The following is a 23,358-nucleotide window of genomic DNA, read 5'->3' as shown; positions in this document are numbered from 1 at the left end:
ACGATGCTACTTTCCATCCGCACGAGGACGGCGCATGTACACGCTTTACTACTCCCCCGGCACCGCCAGCATGGTCGTGCATCTGGCGCTGCTTGAAATCGGTGCCGATTACAAACTCGAGCTGGTCGACATCGAGAAGGATGCTCAGCACAGCGCCGAGTATCTGAAGCTCAATCCGCGCGGTCACGTGCCGACGCTGATCATCGATGGCCAGCCCGTGTGGGAGTCGGTGGCCCTGCTTACGATCCTGGCCGAACGTCATCCGGAAGCGAAGCTGATTCCGCCGGCCGGCACGCCTGCGCACAACGCATGGCTGCAATGGTCGGTGCACCTGAGCAACACGTTGATGTCGAGCTACCGGTTCTGGTTCTACCCGCACGAACTCGGCAACGAGGAACATCCGCAAGCCATTCGCGCAGCGCTGCAACGCAGGATCGAAAAGATCTGGGATCACCTTGAGGAGCATCTGTCGGCGCATGGCCCTTATATGCTCGGCGCCGAGTTTTCCGGTGTGGACTTGCTGCTGATCATGCTGATGCGCTGGTCGCGCAACATGCCCCGTCCGGTGACCGAATGGCCTTCGCTGAAGCGCCTCGCAGACCTGATGCGCGCGCGTCCGAGCTGGAAGCGGCTTTACGAACTGGAAGGCTTGAGCGAGTGGTGATTCACGCCGCAGCGCGCCACCCATGAACAGCGATACCCTGCCCGCACACGACTGGCGCAGCCGCTTGAAGCATGAGTGGCTGCTACTGCTCTTCGCAGCGCTTACGCTCGTCCTGGCGGTCGTCGATCCGCAACCGTTGACGCGATATCGACACTGGTTGCAGTTGCCCACGCTGTCGGGCCTGCTCGGCTTGCTGATCGCGATTCAGGGCATCCGGGACAGCGGCCTGATCCAGCGCCTTGCCGGCATGATGGTGGCGCGCATGCATTCGCTGCGTGGCGTTGGATTGCTGCTTGTCAGCATGACAGCCGTGCTATCGACGGTGCTGACGAACGACGTCAGCCTGTTCCTGGTCGTGCCGTTGACGGTGGCGATCGGCAGCATGTCGAACCTGCCGATCCTGCGCATGGCGGTACTGGAAGCGCTGGCGGTGAACGCAGGCTCCACGCTCAGCCCGATCGGCAATCCGCAGAATCTTCTGATCTGGCAATACGACCGGATTCCCTTCCTGTCGTTCGTCGGCCACATGTTGCCCGTGGCCGGCGTGATGTTCGTGCTGGTCGCGCTGCTTACCTGGGTTTGGCTGCCCAGGGAACGCGTGACCTTGCAGGCCAATCGACTGGATGGCCACGCCATCTCGGTGTCGTTGGCGGCACTCTCCATCACCAGCCTGATCATGATGGTGCTGATGATGGAGCGCGGCCACGCACTGCTCGGCGCTCTTTTCCTGATCGTGCCGTTCGCGCTGTTTTCGTGGCGCAGCCTCAAGCAGATCGACTGGCTGCTGATGGCTACCTTCACCGCCATCTTTCTTGGGCTGGGCCACTTTGCAGCGCTGCCGATGGTCAGCCATGCGATGGACGGCGTGGACTTCAGCCATCCATTTACGCTCTATCTCAGCGGTATTGTGAGTTCTCAGTTGATCAGCAATGTGCCTGCCACAGTGCTGCTGCTTGAGCGCACACCTGATGCGATGGCATTGGCGGTAGCCGTGAATGTCGGCGGTTTCGGCATCGTGATCGGGTCGCTGGCGAATCTCATCGCGCTGCGATTAGCAAAACAGCCGCATGGGATGCGGCTGTTTCACGAGGTTTCCATTCCGTTTCTGCTGGTTTGCGCAACACTGGTTTATGCCGTGATGCGCATGGCTTGATCAATCGTCGTCATCGTGGTCGTGCGGCACGCTCACTTTGCCGGCGATGTTGTTGTGCGACACGTCGCCGCTGCCCTTCGCACCGACGGTCAAGTCACCGCGCACGTTATCGACGTTGAGGTCGCCGGAGCCGAGCGTTCCCACGTTGACGCTGCCATCCACCCGATCCAGCACCACGTCGCCGGAACCCACGCTGCCGATGTGCACATCGCCGTGCACGACGCGAACCTTGAGGTCGCCCGAACCCACCGAGCCCGCACGCAGGCTGCCGACGTCGCTGATTTCGATGTCGCCGGAACCCGCAGTCACGCTCACTTGACCCGTGACGTGGTCGATATGCAGATCGCCCGAGCCGGTTTGGGCGTCCAGCTGCGACAGGTCGCTGATGTAAGCATCGCCCGAACCACCGGTCACGGTCACCGGCATGCTCGAAGGAAGGCGGACCTGCAGATCGAGATACTGGTAGGACACGCCGAACACGCTGACGTTGAATGTGTGCGTGCTACCCACGTCGATGATCAGCTGATCGCCCTCGCGATGCGAAGTGACCTGCAAGTTGTTGAGCGCCGACTCGGACGAGGCGCAGGCACGGCCGGTCAGTTCGAGCGCCGTGGCATTGCCGTTGCCCATCAAGTGCAGATCGTGGCTGTGCAGCTCGACCTGCACACCGCGTACGCCAGCCAGATCTTCATGCAGATTCCGCGGGGCCGTATACCGGCATTCGTCGGCCGCGGCGGTCAGCGGGATCAACAGCAGAGGAAGTAGTACGAGGATGCGGCGCATGCAGGATCTCCAGTGAATGTACGATTCTGAGATGCTGGGCGGGCGGAAAAGGTTGAATCCCTGTGCCCGCCTGACGCGGGATGATCGCTCAAATGGCCCTACCCCGGTTGACCCTGATTTCCCCAAGGAAGAGGCATAGCCGGTCAGGAACGGCGTTCTTCGGTTTTGGCCTGCTGCCAGAGGGCTTCCTGGGCGCGCAGATCCGATTCTGAAAGTGCCTGCCCCCGCTCCCCGGCCAGCTGCTCCATGCGCCGAAAACGCCGCTCGAATTTCGCGTTGGCGTGCTTCAGGGCGCGGGCAAAGTCGACTTTTGCGTGCCGGGCGAGATTCACCGCCACGAACAGTACGTCGCCGATCTCGTCTTCCAGGCGGGCCGGGGCCGCGCCGGCCTCGAACTCGGCCTGCACTTCGGCCAGTTCCTCGTGCAGTTTTTCTATCACCGGCCGGTGGTCGGGCCAGTCGAAACCGACCGTTGCTGCCCGCTGTTGCAGCTTGAGAGCACGCTGCCATTCGGGCTGGCCGCGCGAAACGCCGGCCAGCACGCTGCCGTCGTGGGCATCGCCTTTGGCGACTCGCTCGCCGGCCTTGATGACATCCCATGCCCGCTTCTGCTCGTCCAAATCGGCGTAGGTGACGTCGCCGAACACATGCGGATGCCGCCGGCGCATCTTGTCGCTGATCGTGTGCGCGACATCGTCAAAGTCGAACAGCCCCTGCTCCTGGGCCATCTGCGCGTGGAATACGACCTGGAGCAGCAGGTCGCCCAGTTCGTCGCGCAGATCGTGCCAGTCACGGCGATCGATGGCGTCGGCCACTTCGTAGGCTTCTTCGACGGTATAAGGCGCGATGGTGCTGAAATCCTGCTTCACGTCCCACGGGCAGCCGCGCTCCGGGTCGCGCAGGCGCGCCATGATCGCCAGCAAGTCTTCCAGGCTGTAGCGGGTGGCGTTGCTCATGGCAGGCCGGCGTCGCGCATCCGCGCGGCCCAGTCGATGCCGACATCGCCGACCGCGAGGAATTCGGGATTGATCAGCGATTCGCCGCGGTTGTAGCGCAGCGGCCGTCCTTCGAGATCGAGCACCGCGCCACCGGCCTCTTCCAGCACGCATTGCGCCGCGGCGGTATCCCACTCGCTGGTCGGTCCGCGGCGCAGATACACATCCGCCGCACCGCGTGCGATGAGGCAGAACTTCAGCGAGGAGCCCAGTGGCTGCAGGCGATATTCCTCACCCAGCAGACGGCGCATGACGGCTTCGGCCATGCCTCCGTGCGAACGGCTGCCGGCGGCCACGGGCGGCTTGGCCAGTTCGCGTGCGTAAATGCGTTCCCACGCATCGCCCGGCTGTACCTGCCACCACGCACCGTATCCGCGCGCGGCGACGAACAGGTCTTCGGTCACCGGCGCGAGCACGACGCCCATCACCGGTTCGCCGTTTTCGATCATGGCGATATTGACGGTGAATTCACCGTTGCGCTTGACGAATTCGCGCGTGCCGTCGAGCGGATCGACCAGCCAGTAGCGCGACCAGCCGCGGCGTTCTTCCCACGGCAACTGGCTCGCTTCCTCCGACACCAGCGGCAGCACGGTATCGAGTTGCGCCAGCCCCGCGGCAATCACTTTCTGCGCGGCGAGATCCGCCGCGGTGAGCGGCGAATGATCTTCTTTGACTTCGACGTCGAAGTCTTCGCGGTAGACGGCCATGATTGCTTCGCCGGCGCGACGCGCCAGCGAAGCGATCTCCAACAACAAGGGATGATCGAAGGTATCGCTCACGATAATTGCAGACGTCCAGCCAGATATTCACGCGCAAGGAACAGCGCGGCGATGGAACGACCTTCGGTGACGTCGTCGCGCGCGACCAGCGTGTGCAGGTCGGCGAGTTTCCACGGCACCACTTCCAGCGGCTCGGGTTCGTCGCCTTCAAGACGCTCGGGATAGAGATCCTGCGCCAGCACCACGTGCGCCATGTGCGTCATGTACGACGGCGACAACGACAGGTTGTGCAGGATTTTCAGCTTGCGCGCACCGTAGCCGACCTCTTCCTTCAATTCGCGGTCGGCGCCCTGCTCCACGGTTTCGTCGCGATCCAGGCGCCCTTTCGGCAGGCCAAGTTCGTAGCGATCCACGCCGGCGCCATATTCGCGAATCAGCAGCACGGTTTCGTCGTCCAGCATCGGCACGATGATGACCGCGCCCAATCCGCTGCCTTTCAACCGCTCGTACGTGCGACGTTCGCCGTTGGCGAATTCCAGGTCGATTTGCTCCACATGCAGGAAACTGCTGCCTGTTTTGGAGTCGCGTGTCGCATGAACGATGGGATAGCGTGGCATGTAGGGATTGTAGCGGCTTTTTGCTCCCTCTCCCCGGTGGGGAGAGGGCTGGGGTGAGGGGCTCAGTCTTGCGATAAAGATGTCGTTTCAGGCGATATGCTTGGTGTTCCTGCTTTTGCGAAATGAAGCTCTGTCGCAAGATTGCCCCTCACCCCAGCCCTCTCCCCGAAGGGGAGAGGGAGAAACGCTTTAGGGCCTGTGCGTGGATGGCGGGCGTACCTGCCAACACGCTGCTGGTGTCAAGCGTGAGTGCGCCGCCTTCCAGATCGGTGAATACGCCGCCCGCCTCGCGCACGATCACCGCCAGGGCCGCAATGTCGAGAATATTCACATCGGACTCGATGACCAGATCAAGACCGCCGCGCGCAAGCAGATGGTAGTGACAGAAATCGCCATAGCCGCGTATGCGGTTGCTGTCGCGAATCATGGCGCCGAGCGCCTGCCAGCGCGCATCGCCGGTGAGTGTCTTGACGTTGCCGGTGGAGATCGAAGCCTGCGCCATGTCGGCGGTCTGCGCCACCTGCACGCGCTCGCCGTTGAACCAGGTACCGCCGCCTGCGCTCGCCCACATCGTTTCGCCGTAGATGGGCGCGCTGGATACCCCAAGCACCAGTTCGCCTCGATGCATCAACGCGATCTGCGTGGAAAAAAACGGCGTGCGCCGCACGAAACTCTTCGTGCCATCCAGCGGATCGACCAGCCACAGCAAACCGTCGCGGTCGCCATCCAGTCCGAATTCCTCGCCGTAGATCGCCGCACCCGGCAGTGCCGGGCCGAGTACGGCGCGAATCGCCTGCTCGGCTTCGCGATCGGCAACGGTGACGGGCGTGGCATCGGATTTGATCTCCACATCCACACCACGTTGCCAGTAATGGCGAATGATCCCGGCCGCAGCCTCCGCTGCCTCGCGCGCCGCTTTCAGCGCTGCATCCCATCGCTGGTCGCTCATGGATTTCCCGTCGTCGAATTGAATGCGTTCAGACCGCCACGATAGCGGAGTTGCACGGTCCCGTCCGGTGCAAGGGGACCTAGCGTGTGCAACCAATGCAAGAGTACCGGATCATTGCGACGCGGCTTTAGATTCACGCGCAGATCCCAGCCCAGCGGACTGAAGGATAGCCGTCCAGCCGTCTGCAAGGGGCCATGCCCGTCGTCGTCGAGCATCGCCTGCATCACACCCGCCTGCCCGGTGACGCGAATCAACATCTTGCCCAGCGGCGCCTGCTCCTGCCCGGTTCGCACGGCAGCCTTGGACCACACCCCGGAAGCTTCCATTTGCAGAGGCCAATAACCCTGCAACTGCGCTTGCGCGACATGCATCTCGAGCATGCCCTTCGGTTGCCCATGCAGCCACGGCTGCGCGCCGAGCAAGGCGGTATCGGCGCGCACGGTCACGTCACGCCATTCGTTCAACGTGGCCGATACGCGATGCATCTGCCCCTGCAGCTGAAACTGCGGCTGACGCAAATCAAGGCCCAGCCGGATATCGCCGATCAAGGCACGCCGCGACAGCGTCCAGGCAACGCTTCCCAGATCGATACCAGGCATGGATACCTGGCTGGCACGCCCCTGCCAGATCGTTCCGCTGACCTCCTTCCATCGCAGGCCGCCCAGGTGCGACTGCAGCAGGAACAACGCAAGGCCTGCCGGCATGAACCACACCAGCACAGCCAAGGCCAGAACGAGCACGGCCAGGCCGGCCAGTACGATACGCAGTTGTTTCATTCATCCTTTTCCGCACCCGATCGCGGTGATGCTTGAGCGGCACCGCTACTGCCCCGATCATAGCCGGATGACCTACACCTCCGAAGCCAACGCCGTCCTCGCCCGGCGCGATCTGCAGCACATCTGGCATCCCTGCACCCAGATGCACGACCACGAGCGCGTGCCCATGGTGCCCATCGTGCGCGGCGAAGGCCCATGGCTGATCGATGCCGACGGTCGCCGCTATCTCGACGGCATCAGCTCGTGGTGGACCAATCTGTTCGGCCACGCCAACCCGCGCATCGCCGCCGCACTCGCCGATCAGGCGAAAACGCTCGAGCACGTGATCTTCGCCGGCTTCACGCATCCACCGGCCATTGAACTGGCGGAGCGGCTGGTTCAGATCACGCCGGCGGGACTGGAGAAAGTGTTCTTCGCCGACAACGGTTCGGCCGCCATCGAAGTGGCGTTGAAGATGAGTTTCCATTATTGGCTGAACCAGGGGCATGGCGAAAAGACGCGCTTTATCGCGCTGACCGGCAGTTATCACGGCGAAACGCTCGGCGCGCTGTCGGTGAGCGACGTCGCGCTATATCGCAAGACATACGCGCCGCTGTTGCTCACGCCGATTCTTGCGCCCTCTCCCGACACCTACGAAGGCGAACCCAGCGAATCGGCGGAGCAGACGGCTGCGCGTCGTCTCGAAGAGATGCGCGCGCTGCTCGAACGACACGCGCACGAAACGTGTGCGGTGATCGTCGAGCCGCTGGTGCAATGCGCGGGCGGCATGCGCATGTATCACCCGAGTTACCTCAGCGGCCTGCGTCAACTCTGCGACCGTTACAACGTGCATTTCATCGCCGATGAAATCGCCGTGGGATTCGGCCGCACCGGCACGATGTTCGCGTGCGAACAGGCCCACGTCGCCCCTGATTTCATGTGCCTCTCAAAGGGATTGACGGGCGGCACGCTGCCGCTTTCCGCCGTGCTGACGACGCAGCGCGTTTACGACGCGTTTTATGCGGAATACAGCGCCGGCAAGGCCTTTCTGCATTCGCACAGCTACACCGGCAATCCGCTGGCCTGCCGTGCCGCGCTGGAAACGTTGGCGATCTTCCGCGACGAACCTGTGCTGGAGCGCAACCGTGCGCTATCGGCTCATCTGGCCTCGCGTCTTGCGCCATTGCGCGATCACCCGCACGTCGCCGACGTGCGTCAGCAAGGCATGATCGCCGCCGTGGAACTGGTTGCAGACAAAGCAACGCGCCGCCCCTTCCTTGCGGACGAGCGGCGCGGCCTGCGCGTTTTTCTGCACGGCCTGAAGCGTGGCGCGCTGCTGCGTCCACTGGGCAACATCGTCTATTTCATGCCGCCTTACGTAGTGAGCGAGAGCGACATCGATCACCTGGTCGATGTCGCCATCGAGGGCATCGCGCACGCTACGAAACCCTGAGACCGTCTCTACCCTACCCTGCACCGGGCCAGGCGAACCCGCTCAATTACCGTTGGAACCGTTGCCGGAAACGGTGATGCTGGGGTCGAGTCTTTCCAACGCGGGTCCGAGCGTATGAGCGCCGGTATTGTCGATATCGTCCTTGGTATAGGTGCGACCGGTCACCGGCAGGCACCCACCTTTCTTGGGCGGGATCATGCTGCCCGTAGAGCGCAGGCAATTGCGGTCGCCCGGTTTGATGGGCGACTGGTGACCTTGCGTGTTGGAGGGCGCGGCAGCCGAGGGGCTGGGCGCTGTCGTGCTTTGCGGCGTGGCCCATGCGGTCACGGCAAAGCCCGCAGCCAGCACGGCGACGAGGGGAACAAACCTGAACATGGCAACCTCCTGCTCGCAACGCGGGGACGGCGAGCACGCTGTGGGTCCTCGATCATGCTGATCCTGGGCGGCCGTGACTGCAAGAGCCCATGGCCAGGGCGGTTTTTGCGTTCATATGAATGAACAGCCTGACCAGGCAAGTTGTATGCTGCGCGGTCTGTTTGTTAAGCCAAGCCCGTATGCGCACGACCCGCATCCACCTCGACCAGCCCTTGTCCTTATCCACCGAAGTCGCACTGCCGTCGCAGGCGGCCGAGCATGTCGCGCGCGTCTTGCGCATGAATCCCGGCGACGCGCTTACCGTATTCAACGGCGACGGCTACGACTATGCCGCGACGGTCGTTGCTGTCGGCAAGCGCGATGTCATGGTGCGCGTTGAAAGCCGTGAATTAGTTGCCAACGAATCGCCGCTCCACCTCACGCTGGCGCAAGGCGTGGCGCGCGGCGAGAAGATGGACCTGATCGTGCAGAAGGCCACCGAACTGGGTGTTGCGCGGATCGTGCCTCTGTTCACCGAGCGCTCCGAGGTGAAACTGGACCCATCGCGCGCGGAGAAACGCCTTTTGCACTGGCGTGCCGTGGCGGCCAGCGCTTGCGAACAGAGCGGCCGTGTTCGCGTTCCGGAAGTGACCCCGGCGCAACCGCTGCAGACGTGGCTGGAAAATCTTGCCGACGACGACACGCAACGCCTCGCCTTGTTGCCGGAAGGCACGATGCGCACACGAGAGGTACGCTTTGGTGCATCGCGCGGGTTGTTGGTGGTGGGTCCGGAAGGCGGTCTCGGCGATCGCGATGTCGCCGCGTTGCGCGAGACAGGTTTTCAGGGTCTGCGTCTGGGCCCGCGCATTTTGCGCACGGAAACGGCAGGGCTTGCAGCGTTGGCTGCGCTGCAGGCGCTGCACGGAGATTTCTGAAGGCGATACCGCGTAGCGCTCGACGCTATCCGCAGATAGCGCACTACATTCGAAGACTCAGCTCGCCTGCTGCAGCAGTTCGGTGACTTCGCTTTCGATGCCTTCCAGATCGGGAATCAGCGCTACGTCGTCGCGTACCAGCACCTGTGCCTTGACGCCACGCGGCAGCGGCTTGCCGTCGTGCGTGGGAATGATCAATTCCGAGTTAAGCGTCGTCAGGCGCGGGAAGCCCTGGGTCAGCACCGCCACAAACGGCATTTCGCTATTGCCGCCGAGTGCCTTGAGCACCGCCACGCGCATGCTCAGTTCGGTGTCGCCTTCCTGCGCACCGGCCAGCTTGGTGAAGGACACCAGCGGCACGCGCCAGCCGCGCCATGCAATACGGCCAAGCAACCAGTCGGGAGCGCCGGCCACCGGTTCGGGTGCGGTCAACGTGATCACTTCGGCCACGGTGGCGTTGGGCAGCAGCAGGCGCAGATCGCCCACGGGCACCAGCACGCATCTGATTTCGCGGGGTAGTGGTTGTTCGCTCATCGGAAATCCTCGACCAGCCTTACCGCAAGCTCCTGCGGCGAGCCGGAAAAACTGGCCAGCCTTTCGGCCAGCACGCCATGCACCATGTCTGCGTAGTGATCGTTGGCCGACGATTCGACCCACACCTGGCCGCCACGGTCATGAATCGCCTGGGCACCCGCCACGGCATCGGTCGCGCGGCCGGAGAAGATGATCGCCAAGGCATCGCGCCCGAAGACGTTGGCCGCCATGGTGAAACTGCTATCGATGGACGGGGCTTGTTCGCTGGCTTCGTCATTCGCCGCGGAAAGTTCCACGCGGCCGTCGCGAAGGATGCGCACCTGCTGGCCGCGCGGCACAAGCACCACTTCCCCCACCCGCGCACGCATGCCCGCCACGGCGACTTTCACGGGCAGCGAACTGCCTTGTGCGAGCGTTTCGGCCAGTTGATCCACCGATCCACCGTGCTGGTGCTGCGTCAGCAGGATGGGAAGCTTCAAATTGCTCGGCAATCCCGCCAGGAAGGCAGCAAGCGAGGCCTGGCTGTCGCGTGCCGCACCCAACACAAGCAGGCGCGCAAACGCGACATCGAGTTCGTCCAGACGCGTTTCCTGCGGCTCGTACTCTTGTCGAGGCGCAATGGCCTCCTCGATCGATACCAGCTCGAGCGTCATGCGCGGCATAACCGACACGTCCGCTTTTTCGGCGTCCGGTGCCAGGTATTCCGCTGCGCTGACTTTCTCGACGCCGAAGCCCTTGCCCGCCCTGGTGTCCGATGCTGGCGGTGCGCCGATGTCATCGTCTTCGACAAAACCCCATTCCGGTGCCGTCGGCGCGGGCGTCTGCTGGGCGAGGGTCGCTTTTTCGATCGCGGGCGCCTTGACGTCTTCGTCGTCCAGCGCAGCCAGCGTGAGGTGGTCGATATCGGCATTGAAAGCCGGCGCGTCGACCTTGACCGGCAATGGCGCGGGCGACTCCAGTTCGACCGACACCTCGGCATGAATGGCTGCATCGTGCAAACCGAACTCGCCGTCATGCAGCTCGGGCAGGACGTCGTGCTCGCTGTATTTCAGGCCGGAGCCGAAGTCGTCCTCCGGGGGATCCACCGATTCGTCGGACGCCAGCAACGCCTCGAGTTCGGCGGCCAGGGTTTCCGTATCGGGGACGGATTCGTCGTGCACCAGCGGAACATCGTCGACCGGATCGGCTGCAAAAGCCTCAGCCGGTTCCTCGATCGGTGCCATGATGGTCGGCTGCTCTGCTTCCGCTTCCACTACGACAGGCGCATCAATCTCTCGTGCATCGTCGGGTCGCGGCGGGTCGATGACGTCGCTGTCGAGCACCTTCGCCACCAGATGGCGCGCCCAGCGCGCGCGATCCCAGCCATCCAGGCCTCGGCTGGCTTGCGCGTCGTTGAACACCACCGGCGTTTTGCCTGAATCGATCAGCCCGTAGATGCGATCGAGCGTGGCGTCGTCCACCGCGTCGTCGAGGTTGACCACCAGCACGTCGACACCCGCTTTGCGAAGTTGCTGCTCGTCGAAACTGCTGAGCGGTCCTTCGTGCGCGATCTCCGCACCATGCTCGGAGAGCGCAGTGCGAAGGTGACCTCCCAGCTCAACATCATCGAAGAACAACGCAACGCGCTTCTCACTCATTCACCGGCTCCCGCGCGTGCTGCTCGAGGACTTCGCTGATCTGCGCCAACAATTCCGCTTCCTGGTAGGGCTTGCCGAGGTAGCGCTCGACGCCGATGTCGAACGCACGCTGACGATGCTTTTCGCCAGTACGGGAAGTAATCATGATGATCGGCACGTTGCGGAAGCGTGGGTCGGCCTTCATCTGCGTCGCCAGCTCGAAGCCATCCATGCGCGGCATTTCGATATCGAGCAGCATCAGGTCCGGTACGCGCTCGTGCAGCTTTTCGAGTGCGTCGAGACCGTCCTTCGCGGTTTCCACTTCGTATTCGTGACGTTCCAGCACACGACTGGTGACCTTGCGCATGGTGATCGAATCGTCCACCACCATGACCATGGGCTTGGTGCGCACGTCCTCGACGACAGGCGCCGTGGTCGCATACTGCAAGCCCTCGGCCAGACGCTGTTCGCGACGGCCAAGGCCATGGCGAACCAGCGGTGCGAGGTCGAGAATCACGAGCACCGAGCCATCGCCCATGATGGTTGCGCCGAGAATGCCCGGCACCGAACTGACCTGCGGACCGACGGACTTCACCACGATTTCGCGCGAGCCGATCACCGCATCGATGCGAATGGCGGCGCGCAGATCGCCCGAACGCGTCAGCAGCAACGGCAGCTGTTCTTCATCGCCCACATGACCGGCATTCAAACCCAACAGCTCGGCCAGATCGTGAATGCCGAACTCCTCGCCGTTGTATTCGAACTGCGGGTTATCTTCGGCCATTCGGTGCTGCAGTTCGTCCGGCGTGATGCGGGCGACGCCCTGCACCGACGTCATCGGAATGGCGAACGTCGATTCACCAATGCGCACCAGGATGGCCTGCGTCACCGCCAGGGTGAATGGCAGGCGCAGCACGAAGGTGGTGCCTTCGCCCTGGCGCGACTCGATCGCCAGCGAACCGCCCAGCTGCTTGATCTCGTTGGCCACCACGTCCATGCCCACGCCGCGGCCGGCGAGCTGGGTGACGGTGCTGGCGGTGGAGAAGCCGGTCTGGGTGATCAGCGCGAGCAGTTGGTCGTCGCTGAGGCGGGTTTCGGAGCGCACCAGACCACGCTCGATCGCGCGCTTGCGAATCGCCTCGCGGTCCAGGCCGCGGCCGTCATCGCTCACGCGTACGACGACCTCGGTCGATTCGCGCGCCACGCGGATGCGCACGGCACCCTCTTCCGGCTTCTTGGTCTTGCGGCGGTCTTCCGGCGATTCGATACCGTGCGCCACGGCGTTACGCAGCATGTGCTCGAACGGTGCCTTGATGCGATCGAGCAGGTTACGATCCATTTCGCCGTGCGCGCCTTCCACGTAAAGCTGGGCGCTCTTGCCTTCTTCCTGCGCAGCCTGGCGCAACGTGCGGCGCAGGTTCGGCACCATGGTGTCGAACGGCAGCATGCGCGTGCGCAACAAGCCTTCCTGCAGTTCGGAGCTGACGCGCGACTGCTGGATCAGCAGGGTTTCGGCCTGACGGGTCAGTTCGTCGAGCATGCTCTGAATCGACACCAAGTCCGATACCGATTCGGCCAGCGCGCGCGAGTACTGCTGCAGCTGCGAGAAACGGTCGAGCTCGAGCGGGTCGAACACGCCGATGCCTGCTTCGCGGTGCTCGCGCTGGAAGCGCGCGATGATCTGCGCTTCCGTTTCGATTTCGAGCATGCGCAGCTGGCCGCGCAGGCGCGACACCGTCTGTTCCAGTTCGACCAGATTGAAGCGGTAGGCCGAAACCTGCTGCTCCAGGCGCGAACGATAGATCGCGACTTCGCCTGCGTTGTTGACGAGGTTGTCGAGCAGATCGGCGCGTACGCGGATCTGTTCCTGCGACGTGCGTGCGACTTCTTCCGGCAGGGCTTCTTCTGCCGGCAACAGCGACGGCAGTTCCATGTCAGGCAGCGGATGTGCAGGCGCGAGTACCGTGACCTCTGCCTCGACGATCTCTTCGGCAGCCGGCGCGTGCTCCACGCCGGAACCACCCAGCAGGCGGTCGATCAGCGCACGCGGATACGCAATGGCCTTGCCTTGCGACACACGCTGCACGAGACCGTGCATCTGGTCGAAGGCCACCTCGAGCGTGCCGATCAGCGTACCGGTACGCTGCGAGTCGATGCCCTGCGAGCGTTCCAGCAGCGTTTCGATCGCGTGGCTGAGGTCGCCCACCGGTGTGAGGCCGGCAATGCGCGCGCCACCCTTGAGCGTGTGCAGGGCACGCAGCAGGCCCGTCATGTGTTCGACTTCGGCCGGCTCGGCATGCCACTTGGCCAGCAGGCCGTCGGCATCGTCGAGAATCTCGCGCGCTTCCTCGCTGAAGATTTCCAGCAAGTCGGGATCGATGTGACCGAAGCTCATCAGCTCGCCGACCGGTGCGGTCTCGGCGAACTCGTGCACGGATTCGGTGACTGCAGCAGGCGCTTCTTCGTGCGAAGCATGCACCACCGGCTCGATGGCTTCTTCGATCGCCGCTCCCTCGCCCTTTGTTTCGTCGATGCCGGCTTCGCCAATCAGTTCGTCGATCGGCTCATTGGCCGCGACGTACTCGACATGATGCTCGATGGATGCCGGCTCTTCGTCGTGCGTGACGGCGGAAAGTCGCTCCGGCTCCAACGCTTCCAGGCTGGCAAGCAGTTCGGCGAATTCTTCGTCTTCGGGACTCGGCTCGTGGGCGCGGTGTGTAACCGGCGCATCGACCACCTCGCCCGATTCGTGCGCAGCAAGGCCGGCGAGCAGTTCGGCCGTGTAATCGTCCGTGACGGACTCGGCATGCAACGGTGCTTCGCCGACGTGGGCCGCGTCGGAATGTTCCTCTACAGCCTCGTGCTCGAGCTGCCCGAAGTCGATATGTTCGGACTGCGGCTCATGCTCGACATGCTCCGGCTCCACATCGCGCCGTTCGAATACGACGTGCGCCATCTGCGGTTCGGGCTGATGGTCGCGCAGTTCGGCCAGGCGCGCGATGAGCGCGGACGCATCCGGCAACTGCGGATTCGGTGCGTCGAACTGCGCCATCACTTCGTCCACGACGTCCGCGCTTTGGCTAAGCAGGCGAACGCCTTCGGTGGACAGCGGCTGGCCGGCCGCGCGCAGGCGCTTGAGCAGGCTCTCCAGCGGCGACAGCAGATGGATCAGCAGCGGGATGTCGACCATCGCGATGGCGCCGTGCAGCGTATGCACGGCACGCAGCAAGCCATCTTCCACCGGCAGCTCGCCGTCGGCGAAGTTCGCGACATTGCGAATGGTCTGCAGGTATTGCGCCACTTCGCTGCGCAGGATTTCCAGCAAAACCGCGTCCACCGGCGGCAATACCGGTTCGTGGAAGGTGTCGGCAAACGACACTGCAACGGATTCTTCGACGGGCGCAGATGCAACGACGGAATGATCCGTAAGGGTTGCGGCCGGGATGGCGTCGATGGCCGCGTCGATACGCGGTACGCGACGACGCACGGTACGGCGCACCGTTTCGGTAGCAATGCCGGAGGCGTATTGCTCCACCGTGGCCTGTTCGCCCGCGGAGAGCTGATCGGCAGCCTGCATGATCGCGCCAAGCGGCGCCGTGGGCAGCACACCGTCCTTCAGCATCGCCAGCAACTGCGGCAGCGCACCGATGGCATGGCCCACCAGAGCTTGAACGCCTTCGTGCGGCGGGATGGTGCCATCCAGCACGCGGTTGAGCATGTTTTCCACGCGCCAGGAGAATTCGCCCAGCACGCTCGCGCCAACCAGGCGACCGGAGCCCTTCAAGGTGTGGAAGGAACGGCGGATCGACGAGAGTTCGGCAAGCTGCGTCGGATCGACCATCCACGCCTGCTGCCCCTGGCGCAGGTTGTTGATCTCTTCCTGCATTTCTTCCAGGAAGATTTCGCGGATGTCGTCGTCGATGCCTTCCGTGCTGGCCTGGAAACCGGCGCTGGCTGCCAGCGGATCGGCCGCCAATACCTGCTCTTCGATTTCTTCTTCGATTTCGATCCAGTCGCCGTGCTCGTCGGATGGCGCACCCGCCGCGGCCGATTCGGTTTCGACCAGATTCAGGCCGGTGAGATCGTGCGTCAACGGCGCAGGTGTTTCGCTGCTGCCGATGAACAACTCGCTCGCGTCGTCGCCATACGCCAGGCTGACCGGCTCGTTGAGCACCGGCGCCGGAGCACGCGCTTCGACGTGTGTTTCGACGGCATGCTCGGGCAAGGCCTTGGCAAGCGGTGGCGGCCAATAACCCAGCCCACCCAGGCTGTGTTCGGCCACATCGAGAATGTGTTCGAGCCCGCCGCGATGTTCGCGTGCGGCCTCCAGGTAGTACTCCAGCGCGGCCAGTGCGTCGGCAAGCTGGTCCATCTGTGCGCTGCTAGGCACGCGCTGGTCCACGCACAGTTCGTTGCCGATGAAACGGCCCACGCCCTCGGCAATCTGCGCAGGACGCGGCGAAGAAAGCATGCGCATCGCGCCGGCCACTTCGTCCATCAACGCAGGCATGCCGTCGAGCTGCTCATGCTGCCAGCCCGATTCGACGAAGGCGACGATGCCGTTCTTCACCTTGCCCGTATTGGCAACGGCTTCGCTCATCAGCGTGGCGAGAATGTGTCGCGCCTCACTGCGCGGCAACATCGCCTGGGAGTGCTGGTCAGTCGGTTCGTTTTCAGCGCCGAGGCTTTCGATGTGGTCGTCGAGCGATGCTTCCACGTAGAGCAAGGCGCCAGCGACATCGAGCAGCGATTCTTCGTCCGGGGTGCGCAGACGGCTGGATATTTCCTCGAGCACGCGACGCTGTTCGTTGATCACGCGACGCGGCACGTTGAGCGCCAGCATGCCGAGCGTGTCGCCGACACGTTCGAGGACTTCCGCTTGCGCACCCAGTTGCGAGGGATCCGCATCGGCCTGACGCAGGAACAGGTCGAGCGCTTCTTTGACGCGCAGGAGGTCGTCTTTCAGGGCACGTGCCACCGAATCGAGCAACGCGCGGTTGTGGCCCGTCATCGAGCCACGGGCGTGTTCCAACTCGCCGGCATCGGGAATCAGGCCGTCCAGGTTGTAGGTCTGCGCCAGCTGTGCCATCTGCGGGCTGCGCTGTTTGGACTGCGCGACGATGTACAGCAGCTTGCGCGCCAGATCGTCGCCGTCCCCGCCCTGCAGGCTTTCTTCGCCTTGCTCGATCAGCTGGCGGATGCTGCGATCGACGCGGCCGATCAACTGACGGACTTCAGCGGCATGATTTTTCAGCATGCCGTGATCGAGACCTTCCAGCACGCCGGACGCGATCCACCACAGGCGACGGCCTGGCGTGGTCACGCAGCGCGCGGCGATCGCGCTCAACGTTTTGCGCATGGCCGCGAGCTGGCTGTCGGTCCCCTGTCCACGGAACCACGCCAGCATTTGTTGCTGGAAGCGCAGGCGCAATTCGGCGATTTCGCCTTTGTGGCGCTGCGCGTCCGCCGCGTTGGCGGCTGCCGGCGCATGGGCCGGCAGCGGTGCGTCAAGATTGGGGGTGAAGAGTGACGATTCGCTCAGCGGCTCCTGGTCGCGGCTTGCGCGCAATTCGTTGAGCAGCGGCAGCAGCACCACCGGTACGTCGCGGTGACCGCTGGAAAGTCGCTCGAGGTAGTCGGGCAACTGCATCAGGCCGCGCATCAGTGCGGCGTAAGCATCCTCGCGGTTGCGGACGTGGTCTTCGAGCAGCGAGATGGAGAGTGTTTCCATCTCTTCGGCAACCATCGCGGCGCCGTACAGTTCGACCATGCGCAGCGTGCCCTGCACCTGATGCAGGTTGTCCGCGCAGGAGCGCATGACGTCGCGCTCGCCGGGATTGTCGACGTAGGACTCCAGCGCCTGTCGTGCAAGCGCAAGGGTCTCGTCAAGCTCCGGCTTGACCCACTGCAGGGTTGTGAAATCGATGTGGTCTTGAAGTCTCATGCGCCCCCCTCAGCGGCTGCGCTTGTTTTTGCGCATCACGCAACCGTCGAGGTTGCCCTCTTGTTATGGCCCGATGTCAACCCGGCAGCTTGAAGTGCGCCACGGAACGACGCAGATCGCTTGCCAACTGTGCCAGGTAACCAATCGATTCCGCCGTCTGGCTTGCGCCCTGCGACGTCTGCGAAGTGATTTCCTGGATCGCATTCATGGATTGCGAAATATCTGTAGCAGCGATGGATTGCTGTCGTGCGGCGGTGGAGATGTTTTGAATCAGTGCCGACAGGTCGTGCGAAACGCGTTCGATGTCGCCCAGTGCGCTACCCGCATCTTCCGCCTTGCGGGCACCGGCCACCACTTCGGCGGTGGTCTGTTCCATCGAGTTCACGGCTTCGTTGGTGTCGGACTGAATCGTCTGGACCAGCGTTTCAATTCGTTTCGTCGCGCTGGCGGAGCGTTCCGCCAGGCGCTGCACTTCGTCCGCCACCACCGCGAAACCGCGGCCTGCTTCACCGGCGGATGCCGCCTGGATGGCTGCGTTCAAGGCGAGGATGTTCGTCTGTTCGGCAATGTCGTTAATCAGTTCCACGATGGAGCCGATTTCCTGCGACGACTCACCCAGGCGCTTAATACGCTTGGACGTTTCCTGGATCTGGTCGCGAATCGAGTCCATGCCGGAGATCGTTTCGCGCACCACTTCCGCGCCGTGCGATGCGATTTGCACCGAGCGCTCGGCCACGTCGGCCGACTCGGCGGAGTTCTTGGACACGGTGTCCATCGAACTCGCAATCTGGTTGATGGCGGTTGTTGCCGTACTGATGCGATGCGCCTGGTTCTGCGCGGCATCGGCCAGATGGCGTGCGGTGGTCTGCGTTTCCTGCGCGGAGGACGACACCTGCTCGGAGGTTTCGTTAATCGTCGTCACCAGGGTGCGCAACTCGTCGATAGCGTAGTTCACCGAGTCCGCGATCGCGCCCGTGATGTCCTCGGACACGGTGGTTTTCACCGTCAGGTCACCTTCGGCGAGCGAACCCATTTCGTCCAGCAGACGCATGATCGCCTCCTGGTTACGCTGGTTGAGTTCGGTACTCTCACGCACGCGACGACGCTGTTCATAGAAAATGCTGACGATCAGCACCACGGCGAACAGCACCGCGCCGATAGCGCCGAGAATGCCCCACCACAGGTTGGGAAAGAGACGCCGCTGCGGCAGCAGGCGAACCTGGTCGGCAAGGTCGTTCGCGCGAAGCAGCACGTTGGACGAATCGAGCGAGGCCTGGTTGCCTGCGCTCTTCACTTCCGCGATGTTGCTACCCGCGGCGACGAGCTTGGAAATAGGATCGCTCAGCTTGTCCCAGTCGCCTTGCATCTCCGAAAGAATCTTGCGCGCATTGGCGTCGCCCAGCTGCTGCACGCCCATGCCCTGGTTGCCTTGCAGCAGGCCCTTGAGCACTTCGCCGTAGTTCTGCGAGTCGCGCGAAAGACCGTCCGCGGACGCCTGCTCGGATTCTCCGCCCTGCAGCACCTCCTGCACGCGACGGGTAATACGGTCGGCGAGCAGCATCTGACGGGAGGCGCCGAGCATTTCTTCCGCACCCGTGCCCTTGCGCTGCTGCAGGATGTTGACCACCTGCTCCATGTTGGAGTTGAGCAGCGGCAACTGTTTGGACAGGTCGTCGGCGCGCTGTGTCGAATCGAGCACGACCTGCTTGTTCGAAAGAATCTTGCCGATATCGCCGTCGAGCGATTTCCACGCCTCGGCCAGTTTGGTGACGGAGCGACCGGTGTTGGTGGCGTTCTTGTCCGAATAGGGCTTCATGCCCGTTTTCGAATCGCCGTTGACCAGGCGCTGCACTGCGGAATCGATCGTGTCGCGCGCGTTTTCGAGCTCGGCGAACGAATCGGGGTTACCGCCGGATGCCTCCAGCGCGTATTTGGCGGTCTGCTGCGATAGCACCTGGATCTGCGTCGTCAACGCGATCGCCTGCTGGTCTTCACCGCTCTTCGAGATGAGGAGGAAGAAATCCACACCCGCGAAGACGATAAACGCTATCAGCAAGACCAGTGGCGCGGTAAACGCTCGTTCCGCGCGGTTGCCCCCTGTCGTGCTCATTCTATTCACCTCACCCGTGTACTACCCGGTAATCAACCGTCGCGTTGTCGCCGAACCCGACCATTCCCATCGCCAGTTCAACGCGTACTTTTTTAGGTGGCCGCCTGACGGAAATCAGGCGCGCGCACCAACTTGCCCATGCTGAACAGCGCCAGGCGCTGTCCGTCCACATCCACACGATCATCCACGAAGCGGGCAAGACGCGGATCGTCCTCTGCCTCGGCGCCGCGACGCTGCTCCACGTCCACCGTGCGCTGACCGAACACTTCGTCCACCAACAACGCCACGTTGCCACCGCCCTGGCGCACGACCAGCAGGCGCGTGCGCTCGGTGTGCTGCGTGCGTTCGCTGAACAGAAAGCGCGCCATGTCGATCACCGGCATGAGATTGCCGCGTACGTTCGCCACACCCAGCAGCCACGGCTTGGTTCCGGGCACGGGCGTGAGCGTGGGCACCGCCAGCAATTCGTTGATCTCCTCGATGCCGCTGACGAACAAGCGGTTGCCTGCCCGGTAACCGATGCCACGCCACAGGCCCGGCGCTTCGAACCGCTCCTGCGTACCTGATGCGTGCGCAAGGGAAAGCCGCTCGTAGCGGGCGAGAATTTCAAACGGTGTCTGGGCGGCTGTCGCTGTCATGCTCACCTCAGGCCGCGTTCGGCAAAAGCTCGTCGATGCATGCCAGCAATTCCTTCTCGTTCACCGGTTTGGTGATGAAGGCCTTGGCCCCTTGGCGCATACCCCACACACGGTCGGTTTCCATCGACTTGGTGGTGATGATCACGATCGGCACGTTCGCGGTGGCCGGGTCGCGCGTAAGCGTGCGCGTAGCCTGGAACCCGTTCATGCCCGGCATGATGACGTCCATGATGACAAGGTCGGGCTGCGTGGCGCGCACCCGCTCGATGCCATCCTCTGCGTTGTTTACGGCATCGACGCGATGACCGGCACGCTCGAGCAACGTGGTGAACACGCGCACGTCGGTCGGCGAATCGTCGATGATCAAAATATTGGCCACAGCGCCCCCTTTAGATGCTGCAGTCACTGGCATTAAACCGTGCTGACATGGCGATGAATGGCACCAAGCAGCTCATCGCGTGTGAACGGCTTGGTGAGATATTGCTCGGCGCCGACGATGCGGCCGCGTGCTTTGTCGAACAGACCGTCTTTCGAGCTCAGCATGATGACAGGCGTCGCCCGGAATTGCGGATTGTTCTTGATCAGCGCGCAGGTCTGATACCCGTCGAGTCGCGGCATCATGATGTCCACGAAGATGATCGACGGTTTCTGGTCGGAGATCTTGGCCAGCGCCTCGAAGCCATCGACGGCGGTGAGCACGTCGCAGCCTTCCTTCTTCAGCAAGGTTTCCGCCGTGCGACGGATGGTCTTGGAGTCATCGATAACCATGACCTTGAGACCGGCCAAGCCGTTCGTACCTACATTCAAGTTCACTTAACCCCCCTGCGGCCTGCCCCAGGCTCAGGTACGACACCCGGCGGCGGCCCAGGCCCCCACCGGACGCGGATGAAAAAATCCTGCACAACTGCTTCTTAGGTGCCTGATCTTCGTCAGGGCACTCCGTCTTTGCTGTTTACTGCCTGCACGGCTTTCCGTCAAGAAAAAAACGTTGTGGCAGCCGCCTTTACCTCTGAAAACGAGAATACATATGTGAAGAACGGTTACAGGCGCAATCTCGGGCTGCAACTTCGTCCCTGCCACTGCTGCCGCATGGGATAGGCGGCCAATGGGGGTCATGACGGGTGAACCTTGTGGCAAGGGGACCACCTCAGCGAACATGCATGCCCCGCCCCGCCCCGCCCCGCCGGCCCGTGCCCGGTTACTGGAGAATGACCCCGATGCCCCGTTCGGTCACCGTGCTGATGGACCCCATCAGCAGCATCAAGATCGTCAAGGACACCAGCTTCGCCATGCTGCTGGAGGCCTCTCGCCGCGGCCATCGCCTCTTTTACATGGAACAGAGCGATCTGGCCCTCCGGGATGGCGCCCCCTGGGCGCGCCTTCACGCCCTGACCGTCAAGGACGACCCGGCAAGCTGGTTCACGCTGGGCGCCGGCCGCTGGACCGACCTGCGGGAACTGGACATCGTGCTGATGCGCAAGGACCCGCCGGTCGACGCCCAGTTCATCTACGACACCATGGTGCTCGAAGCGGCCCAACGCGGCGGCGTGCAGGTCATCAACGACCCGCGCGCCTTGCGCGACTGCAACGAAAAGCTGTTCGCCCTGCAGTTCCCGCAATGCATGGCCCCTACCTTGGTCGCCCGCGAGCCGGCCGAGCTTCGCCGATTCGTGGCCGAACACGGCGACGCCGTCCTCAAGCCGCTCGACGGCATGGGTGGACGGGGCATTTTCCGGGTCCAGTCCGGCGACAAGAATCTCAACTCCATGCTGGAGACCCTGCTCGGCGGCGATTCCCACGGGCAGGACCGCCAGTTCGCCATCGCCCAGAAATACATCCCGCAGATCAGCGCCGGGGACAAGCGCATCCTGCTGATCGATGGCGAGCCGGTCCCCTACGCACTGGCTCGTATCCCTCAGGGAGATGAATTCCGAGGCAACCTTGCCGCCGGCGGGCGTGGCGAGGGCGTGCCGCTCAGCGAGCGCGACCGCTGGATTGCCGCCGAAGTCGGCCCCGAGTTGCGCCGCCGCGGTCTGCGCTTCGTGGGCCTGGACGTGATCGGCGACTACCTGACCGAGATCAACGTCACATCGCCGACCTGTGTGCGCGAACTCGACCATCAGTTCGGGCTTAATATTGCCGGATTGCTGTTCGACGCCATTGAGAAAACCGCTGCGTGAATGCTGTTGCCCGCACCCCCGGCGATAACAAAATCGGGGCCACCTTCATCTTTTCGTTGCTGGTCCATGGCCTGCTGCTCTTCGGTATCGGTATCAGCTACGTCGCCACGCGGCCGGCGCTGCCGACGCTGGATGTCACGCTGGTCAACGTGGCCAACAACGAGGCGCCGGACAAGGCCGACTTCCTCGCCCAGGCCAACAACAAGGGGGGCGGCGACAGCGACAAGGCACAGCGGCCCTCGCAGCCTTTCTCAGGACTGCTGCCCACGCCCACCCAGGGCACGGCCGTGCAGCCTGTCGAAGCCACCACGCCGTCACCGCAGCAAGCCACCGACAGGCGCATGCTGACCACCTCTGGCAACGCCAGCTTCAGCGTCAACAGCGATACCGCCAAGGACGCGCGCGAGACCCCAGACAGCGCCACGGCCGATGAAGCGAACATCGAGCAGCAGGAAGCTCAGCTCGCCGCCGAAGTGCGCAAACAGAGCCAGGCGTACTCCAAGCGCCCGCACAAGAAGTACATCTCGGCCAGCACCAGGCAGTACGCGTATGCCGCCTACATGAACGGCTGGGTAAACCGTATCGAGCGCGTGGGCAACCTCAATTACCCGGAACAGGCGCGCGAGCAACACCTGCATGGCGACGTGATACTCACCGTGGGCCTGAATCGCGACGGCAGCGTCAACAACATCGACGTGACGCAAAGCTCGGGATACCCGGTGATCGACAACGCCGCCATGGCCATCGTGCGCCTCAGTGCGCCGTTTCCCTCGTTGCCTCCGGACAACAAGGAAAAGGTCGATATCCTTTACATCACGCGCACCTGGGAGTTTCAGCCGGGCGACGTGCTCAAGACACGCTGACGGGCTGTCTGGACGGCCCGCGACCGTGAGATCCCGCCTCACGCGCCAATAACATCGTGATAACTGTCCAGGTTGCCATTCAGCATCAGGCGGTGC

At 63.3% G+C, this 23,358-nt stretch carries 20 protein-coding genes; 6 read left to right on the top strand and 14 right to left on the bottom strand.

From position 1 onward, the window contains the following. Positions 1-34 precede the first annotated feature (34 nt). Positions 35-664: a glutathione S-transferase family protein gene (locus tag DWU99_RS07885; RefSeq protein WP_115477464.1), complete on the top strand. Its 630-nt coding sequence runs from the start codon at positions 35-37 to the stop codon at positions 662-664. A 22-nt stretch (positions 665-686) separates the two neighbouring features. Beyond that, a complete protein-coding gene (locus DWU99_RS07880) occupies positions 687-1,817 on the top strand; it encodes an SLC13 family permease (RefSeq protein WP_115477463.1) in 1,131 nt (376 codons plus the stop codon). On the opposite strand, the gene DWU99_RS07875 is transcribed toward DWU99_RS07880, so the two are convergent. The 6 genes from DWU99_RS07875 to gspN all read right to left on the bottom strand — a co-directional run bounded on the left by DWU99_RS07875 (position 1,818) and on the right by gspN (position 6,656). Then, positions 1,818-2,600 (bottom strand): DUF4097 family beta strand repeat-containing protein, encoded by a 783-nt coding sequence (locus tag DWU99_RS07875; protein ID WP_115477462.1) that lies wholly within the window; start codon positions 2,598-2,600, stop codon positions 1,818-1,820. A 143-nt stretch (positions 2,601-2,743) separates the two neighbouring features. Then, positions 2,744-3,556 (bottom strand): nucleoside triphosphate pyrophosphohydrolase, encoded by an 813-nt coding sequence (gene mazG / locus DWU99_RS07870; RefSeq protein ID WP_115477461.1) that lies wholly within the window; start codon positions 3,554-3,556, stop codon positions 2,744-2,746. Continuing rightward, positions 3,553-4,302, bottom strand: a complete 750-nt coding sequence (gene cysQ, locus DWU99_RS07865) for a 3'(2'),5'-bisphosphate nucleotidase CysQ (protein ID WP_115477720.1) — start codon at positions 4,300-4,302, stop codon at positions 3,553-3,555. Before cysQ ends, mazG begins: the two co-directional genes overlap by 4 nt. Before the next feature lie 68 nt (positions 4,303-4,370). Further along, positions 4,371-4,931 carry an ADP compounds hydrolase NudE gene (gene nudE / locus DWU99_RS07860; RefSeq protein ID WP_115477460.1) on the bottom strand — a complete coding sequence of 187 codons (561 nt, stop codon included), beginning with the start codon at positions 4,929-4,931 and terminating at the stop codon, positions 4,371-4,373. Between the two features lie 148 nt (positions 4,932-5,079). Then, positions 5,080-5,880, bottom strand: a complete 801-nt coding sequence (locus DWU99_RS07855; protein WP_115477459.1) for an inositol monophosphatase family protein — start codon at positions 5,878-5,880, stop codon at positions 5,080-5,082. Beyond that, positions 5,877-6,656 carry a type II secretion system protein N gene (gene gspN, locus DWU99_RS07850; RefSeq protein WP_115477458.1) on the bottom strand — a complete coding sequence of 260 codons (780 nt, stop codon included), beginning with the start codon at positions 6,654-6,656 and terminating at the stop codon, positions 5,877-5,879. The genes DWU99_RS07855 and gspN overlap by 4 nt, the downstream gene beginning before the upstream one ends. 28 nt (positions 6,657-6,684) lie before the next feature. Between gspN and DWU99_RS07845 the strand changes: the two genes are divergently transcribed. Then, positions 6,685-8,088 carry an adenosylmethionine--8-amino-7-oxononanoate transaminase gene (locus DWU99_RS07845; RefSeq protein WP_425476807.1) on the top strand — a complete coding sequence of 468 codons (1,404 nt, stop codon included), beginning with the start codon at positions 6,685-6,687 and terminating at the stop codon, positions 8,086-8,088. Positions 8,089-8,130: 42 nt separating this feature from the next. Here the strand turns inward: DWU99_RS07845 and DWU99_RS07840 are convergent, their stop codons facing one another. Further along, the gene (locus DWU99_RS07840) at positions 8,131-8,463 is read right to left on the bottom strand and encodes a hypothetical protein (RefSeq protein WP_115477456.1); all 333 of its coding nucleotides are present in this window, start codon (positions 8,461-8,463) and stop codon (positions 8,131-8,133) included. Between the two features lie 179 nt (positions 8,464-8,642). Here DWU99_RS07840 and DWU99_RS07835 point away from each other — a divergent pair, with 179 nt between their 5' ends. Next, positions 8,643-9,377 (top strand): 16S rRNA (uracil(1498)-N(3))-methyltransferase, encoded by a 735-nt coding sequence (locus tag DWU99_RS07835; RefSeq protein WP_115477455.1) that lies wholly within the window; start codon positions 8,643-8,645, stop codon positions 9,375-9,377. 57 nt (positions 9,378-9,434) lie between these two features. Here DWU99_RS07835 and DWU99_RS07830 read toward each other — a convergent pair whose 3' ends face one another. From DWU99_RS07830 to pilG, 7 genes are all read right to left on the bottom strand, one after another. Beyond that, positions 9,435-9,911, bottom strand: a complete 477-nt coding sequence (locus DWU99_RS07830; protein ID WP_115477454.1) for a chemotaxis protein CheW — start codon at positions 9,909-9,911, stop codon at positions 9,435-9,437. Beyond that, positions 9,908-11,548: a chemotaxis protein CheB gene (locus tag DWU99_RS07825; RefSeq protein WP_115477453.1), complete on the bottom strand. Its 1,641-nt coding sequence runs from the start codon at positions 11,546-11,548 to the stop codon at positions 9,908-9,910. Before DWU99_RS07825 ends, DWU99_RS07830 begins: the two co-directional genes overlap by 4 nt. Next, a complete protein-coding gene (locus tag DWU99_RS07820) occupies positions 11,541-17,471 on the bottom strand; it encodes an Hpt domain-containing protein (protein ID WP_115477452.1) in 5,931 nt (1,976 codons plus the stop codon). Before DWU99_RS07820 ends, DWU99_RS07825 begins: the two co-directional genes overlap by 8 nt. A gap of 76 nt (positions 17,472-17,547) precedes the next feature. Then, a complete protein-coding gene (locus DWU99_RS07815; RefSeq protein WP_115477451.1) occupies positions 17,548-19,581 on the bottom strand; it encodes a methyl-accepting chemotaxis protein in 2,034 nt (677 codons plus the stop codon). 92 nt (positions 19,582-19,673) lie between these two features. Further along, positions 19,674-20,219, bottom strand: a complete 546-nt coding sequence (locus tag DWU99_RS07810; protein WP_115477450.1) for a chemotaxis protein CheW — start codon at positions 20,217-20,219, stop codon at positions 19,674-19,676. 7 nt (positions 20,220-20,226) lie between these two features. Next, positions 20,227-20,598, bottom strand: coding sequence for a response regulator (locus tag DWU99_RS07805; protein WP_115477449.1), 372 nt, complete (start codon positions 20,596-20,598; stop codon positions 20,227-20,229). A gap of 32 nt (positions 20,599-20,630) precedes the next feature. After that, entirely contained in the window at positions 20,631-20,987 is a 357-nt protein-coding gene (gene pilG, locus DWU99_RS07800) for a twitching motility response regulator PilG (RefSeq protein ID WP_115477719.1), read from the bottom strand. A 449-nt stretch (positions 20,988-21,436) separates the two neighbouring features. On the opposite strand from pilG, the gene gshB reads away from it, so the two are divergent. Continuing rightward, positions 21,437-22,399 carry a glutathione synthase gene (gshB, locus tag DWU99_RS07795; RefSeq protein WP_115477448.1) on the top strand — a complete coding sequence of 321 codons (963 nt, stop codon included), beginning with the start codon at positions 21,437-21,439 and terminating at the stop codon, positions 22,397-22,399. Next, entirely contained in the window at positions 22,396-23,262 is an 867-nt protein-coding gene (locus tag DWU99_RS07790) for a cell envelope integrity TolA family protein (protein ID WP_115477447.1), read from the top strand. The genes gshB and DWU99_RS07790 overlap by 4 nt, the downstream gene beginning before the upstream one ends. The last annotated feature ends 96 nt before the right edge of the window (positions 23,263-23,358 follow it).

Origin of the sequence: Dyella psychrodurans (assembly GCF_003363265.1) — a bacterium.
Classification (GTDB): Bacteria; Pseudomonadota; Gammaproteobacteria; order Xanthomonadales; family Rhodanobacteraceae; genus Dyella_B; species Dyella_B psychrodurans.
This window is presented reverse-complemented; position numbering and strand designations above follow the sequence as displayed.